We start from the raw sequence: 4283 nt of genomic DNA on the forward strand, positions 1-4283 counted from the left end.
AAAATTCCGACTATTACTTGATACGTGATTATTGTCGGTGATTTTTTTGTACACCATCAGTGTATATCTCAATAACCCCTGAATAAGTAGCTCTGAATAGGTATAAGGGATGTAGCCATTTTTAAATGGATTTCTTATGCCAAAAATGATCGTCGATTTCCCCATAAAATGTGAGCGATGCCGAAAGAAATAAAATTAGTTATTGCATTTGAAGTTTGGATGAAAGATTATCATTTGTCATACAAATGAGGGGTGGTATGTTGCTAGCCAATTTAAAAAGAACGCCATATTTATTGATGATTGATCCCCCGGTGGGGGGGAAACATCGGGCATAAATGGGCATGAAGTAATGGAGTATTAGTTGTGAATGTCAATTTCTTTGTCACCTGTATTGGTGACGCCCTGAAATCAAGAATGGCACGAGACTCCGTGCTGCTACTGGAAAAACTCGGCTGTCGCGTAAATTTCCCGGAGAAACAGGGATGCTGCGGTCAGCCTGCGATCAATAGCGGTTATATCAAAGAAGCGATTCCAGGGATGAAAAATCTGATCGCCGCACTGGAGGATAACGACGATCCCATTATTTCACCGGCTGGCTCTTGCACCTATGCCGTAAAAAGTTACCCGACGTATCTGGCGGATGAACCTGAATGGGCATCACGTGCCGAAAAGGTTGCCGCGCGTATGCAGGATCTCACCTCTTTTATTGTTAATAAATTAGGGGTAGTCGATGTAGGTGCCAGTTTGCAAGGGAGAGCTGTGTATCACCCATCTTGTAGCCTGGCCCGTAAGCTGGGAGTGAAGGACGAGCCACTTACGCTGCTGAAAAATGTGCGTGGACTGGAGCTGTTGACCTTTGCTGAACAGGATACCTGCTGCGGATTTGGCGGCACGTTCTCGGTCAAAATGGCCGAAATATCCGGCGAGATGGTGAAAGAAAAGGTTGTGCACCTGATGGAAGTCCGCCCTGAGTATTTAATTGGTGCTGACGTGAGTTGCCTGCTGAACATCAGTGGGCGATTACAACGGGAAGGGCAGAAAGTCAAAGTGATGCATATTGCTGAAGTGTTGATGAGCCGCTGAGGATATAAAGATGTCGATCAAAACCAGTAATACAGATTTTAAGACACGCATCCGTCAGCAAATTGAAGATCCGATCATGCGCAAAGCGGTGGCAAACGCGCAGCAGCGTATTGGGGCAAATCGGCAAAAAATGGTCGATGAATTGGGGCACTGGGAGGAGTGGCGCGATCGGGCCGCCCAGATACGTGATCATGTTTTGAGTAATCTCGACGCTTATCTGTACCAGCTCTCAGAAAAAGTGACGCAAAACGGCGGTCACGTCTATTTTGCAAAAACCAAAGAAGACGCTACCCGCTACATTTTACAGGTTGCCCAACGCAAAAATGCCCGGAAGGTGGTGAAATCTAAATCGATGGTGACCGAAGAGATTGGTGTCAATCATGTGTTGCAGGATGCTGGCATTCAGGTGATTGAAACCGATCTGGGTGAATATATTCTCCAGCTGGATCAAGATCCGCCATCTCATGTTGTGGTCCCGGCAATTCATAAAGATCGCCATCAGATCCGTCGAGTGCTACACGAACGTCTGGGCTATGAGGGGCCGGAAACGCCTGAAGCGATGACCTTATTCATCCGGCAAAAAATCCGTGAAGATTTCCTCAGTGCTGAAATAGGTATTACCGGCTGTAATTTCGCGGTGGCAGAGACCGGTTCGGTATGCCTGGTGACCAATGAAGGTAATGCGCGAATGTGTACCACGCTGCCTAAAACGCATATTGCAGTGATGGGAATGGAGCGTATTGCCCCCACGTTTGCCGAGGTAGATGTATTGATCACCATGCTGGCGCGCAGTGCCGTTGGTGCACGTTTGACGGGATACAACACCTGGCTGACAGGGCCGCGCGAAGCGGGGCACGTTGATGGTCCTGAAGAGTTTCATCTGGTTATTGTCGATAACGGGCGTTCTGAGGTGCTGGCCTCTGAATTTCGGGATGTGCTGCGCTGTATTCGCTGCGGGGCTTGTATGAATACTTGTCCGGCATATCGCCATATTGGCGGTCATGGATATGGCTCTATTTATCCAGGGCCAATTGGTGCGGTGATTTCTCCGCTACTTGGCGGCTATAAAGATTTTAAAGATTTACCCTACGCCTGCTCTTTATGCACTGCTTGTGACAGCGTGTGTCCGGTGCGTATTCCGCTGTCAAAACTGATTTTGCGTCATCGTCGGGTGATGGCTGAAAAAGGGATCACCGCAAAAGCAGAGCAACGGGCGATAAAAATGTTCGCTTATGCCAATAGTCATCCAGGATTGTGGAAAGTCGGGATGATGGCCGGCGCTCATGCGGCAAGCTGGTTTATCAATGGCGGTAAAACACCACTCAAATTTGGCGCGATTAGCGACTGGATGGAAGCACGCGATCTTCCTGAAGCTGACGGAGAGAGTTTCCGTAGTTGGTTTAAGAAACATCAGGCGCAGGAGAAAAAGAATGGATAATCGGAGCGAATTTTTGAATAACGTTGCTCAGGCACTGGGTCGCCCGCTGCGACTTGAACCGCAAGCAGAAGATGCGCCGCTTAACAACTATGCTAACGAGCGGCTTACCCAACTTAACCAACAGCAGCGCTGTGACGCGTTTATTCAGTTTGCCAGCGATGTTATGTTGACGCGCTGTGAGCTGACCAGCGAGGCGAAGGCGGCAGAAGCTGCAATACGTCTGTGTAAAGAGCTGGGAGATCAGTCGGTCGTGATTAGCGGTGACACGAGGCTGGAGGAATTGGGGATTAGTGAACGTTTGCAGCAGGAATGCAATGCCGTTGTTTGGGATCCGGCGAAAGGTGCCGAGAATATCTCGCAGGCAGAGCAGGCTAAAGTGGGTGTCGTGTATGCTGAATATGGTTTAACCGAATCGGGAGGCGTGGTTCTTTTTTCCGCCGCCGAGCGCGGGCGTTCATTGAGCCTGCTCCCGGAATCTTCTCTTTTTATCCTGCGTAAAAGCACAATCCTGCCGCGTGTAGCGCAACTCGCAGAAAAATTGCATCAGAAAGCGCAGGCCGGTGAACGAATGCCGTCATGTATTAACATCATCAGTGGTCCCAGCTCAACGGCGGATATTGAGCTTATCAAAGTCGTCGGGGTTCATGGTCCGGTGAAAGCGGTGTATCTGATTATTGAGGATTGCTGAGAGAGATATGAGATCTGAACATAAACCTGAAGAAGGCATACGAGGTTGAAAATAGCGTTAAGGACAACCTGACTTAACCCCGTTCCGTCATGGTTATGCTGCTCTTCTGTAAATATCCAGGCATTAGTAATGCCAGGATATTTACAGTGAAAAAGACAGGCATCCATTCCTGAAAACGGGTTCCCTTCCCGGTCATTGTCACTTCAGCTTTATACAGGCACTCTCTATCAGAATGCTGTTTATTACTGCCCAGAGTTTTGTTGGTATTCATCTACCATTTTTTTGACAAGGCAAAACATTACAGAAATTACAATGCTTAGAAAAAAATCCCAGAGCTAGGCAAATGGCAGCAGGGTATTTATTTTTTATTTCTGGTGAGCTTATAGTTACACAGCCATCACCGTTCGGATACAATGACCAGTTCCTGGTCAGGTATATCATTTTTGTATAAAGCTCACTGTTAATTGCTGAAGGCGTTTGTATCTCATCGAGAACTTGCCTGCCATTATGGTATTCTGACGCATACCATTTGATAATAGACGCCTGCACGCGAGATATTTCCTCTTCAGCAGTTGGTAAATCTCTCTTATCTCCTGACCATTCCAGCCTTATTTCTCTGTTCTTGATATCTGGGCTGGTCTGAAAAAATGTAGTAATTCGCTGAATAACATCTTCAGTCATTGTGGTCTGACAGGCAAAATTATTATTGCTATCACAGCTAACAAGTATACCTGGCGTTGTCTGGTTTATTTTAAGGCTGTAAATCACTTTTGTATTGTCTTTATTGATATACAGAAACAACAGCACCATTGCCATACAGATAGCCATAATAAAAAGGATAACACGAATCTTTTTCTTCAGATGAAATAAAATCTCAATCAGATCGATATCCTGTTTGATTTGTTCACTCATAATATATCTAAAATCTGTCGAAGATAATGTTGTATTAATAGTCTGTATCAGGAATGTTCGGGTTAAATATCAGCAAAAAACCAGCATCATGAATACTGGATATGAAGCATGAGAGTTACCTCAGTGTTTTATATAACGATTCGGTCCCCATATCTGGAACGG

Annotated in this window: 3 protein-coding genes and 1 pseudogene; 3 read left to right on the plus strand and 1 reads right to left on the minus strand. The window is 46.3% G+C overall.

Annotated features, from left to right (window positions below; translation table 11 throughout):
* Nucleotides 1-363: 363 nt before the first annotated feature.
* The 3 genes from ACUU1I_RS19795 to ACUU1I_RS19805 are packed head-to-tail and all read left to right on the plus strand — an operon-like array spanning nucleotide 364 to nucleotide 3209.
* A complete protein-coding gene (locus ACUU1I_RS19795) occupies nucleotides 364-1083 on the plus strand; it encodes a (Fe-S)-binding protein (protein ID WP_001102119.1) in 720 nt (239 codons plus the stop codon).
* Nucleotides 1084-1093: 10 nt separating this feature from the next.
* Nucleotides 1094-2521 (plus strand): LutB/LldF family L-lactate oxidation iron-sulfur protein, encoded by a 1428-nt coding sequence (locus ACUU1I_RS19800; RefSeq protein WP_000023919.1) that lies wholly within the window; start codon nucleotides 1094-1096, stop codon nucleotides 2519-2521.
* Nucleotides 2514-3209 (plus strand): LutC/YkgG family protein, encoded by a 696-nt coding sequence (locus ACUU1I_RS19805; protein WP_000370403.1) that lies wholly within the window; start codon nucleotides 2514-2516, stop codon nucleotides 3207-3209. Before ACUU1I_RS19800 ends, ACUU1I_RS19805 begins: the two co-directional genes overlap by 8 nt.
* A gap of 242 nt (nucleotides 3210-3451) precedes the next feature.
* Here the strand turns inward: ACUU1I_RS19805 and ykgH are convergent.
* Nucleotides 3452-4121: pseudogene (ykgH, locus tag ACUU1I_RS19810) on the minus strand (protein YkgH).
* Between the last annotated feature and the right edge of the window lie 162 nt (nucleotides 4122-4283).

Source organism: Shigella sp. SIG3 (assembly GCF_053555855.1).

Excerpts from the sequence above, each read along its gene's own strand:
- ACUU1I_RS19800 (WP_000023919.1), top strand. The coding sequence starts at position 1,094 with ATGTCGATCAAAACCAGTAATACAGATTTTAAGACACGCATCCGTCAG.
- ACUU1I_RS19805 (WP_000370403.1), top strand. The coding sequence starts at position 2,514 with ATGGATAATCGGAGCGAATTTTTGAATAACGTTGCTCAGGCACTGGGT.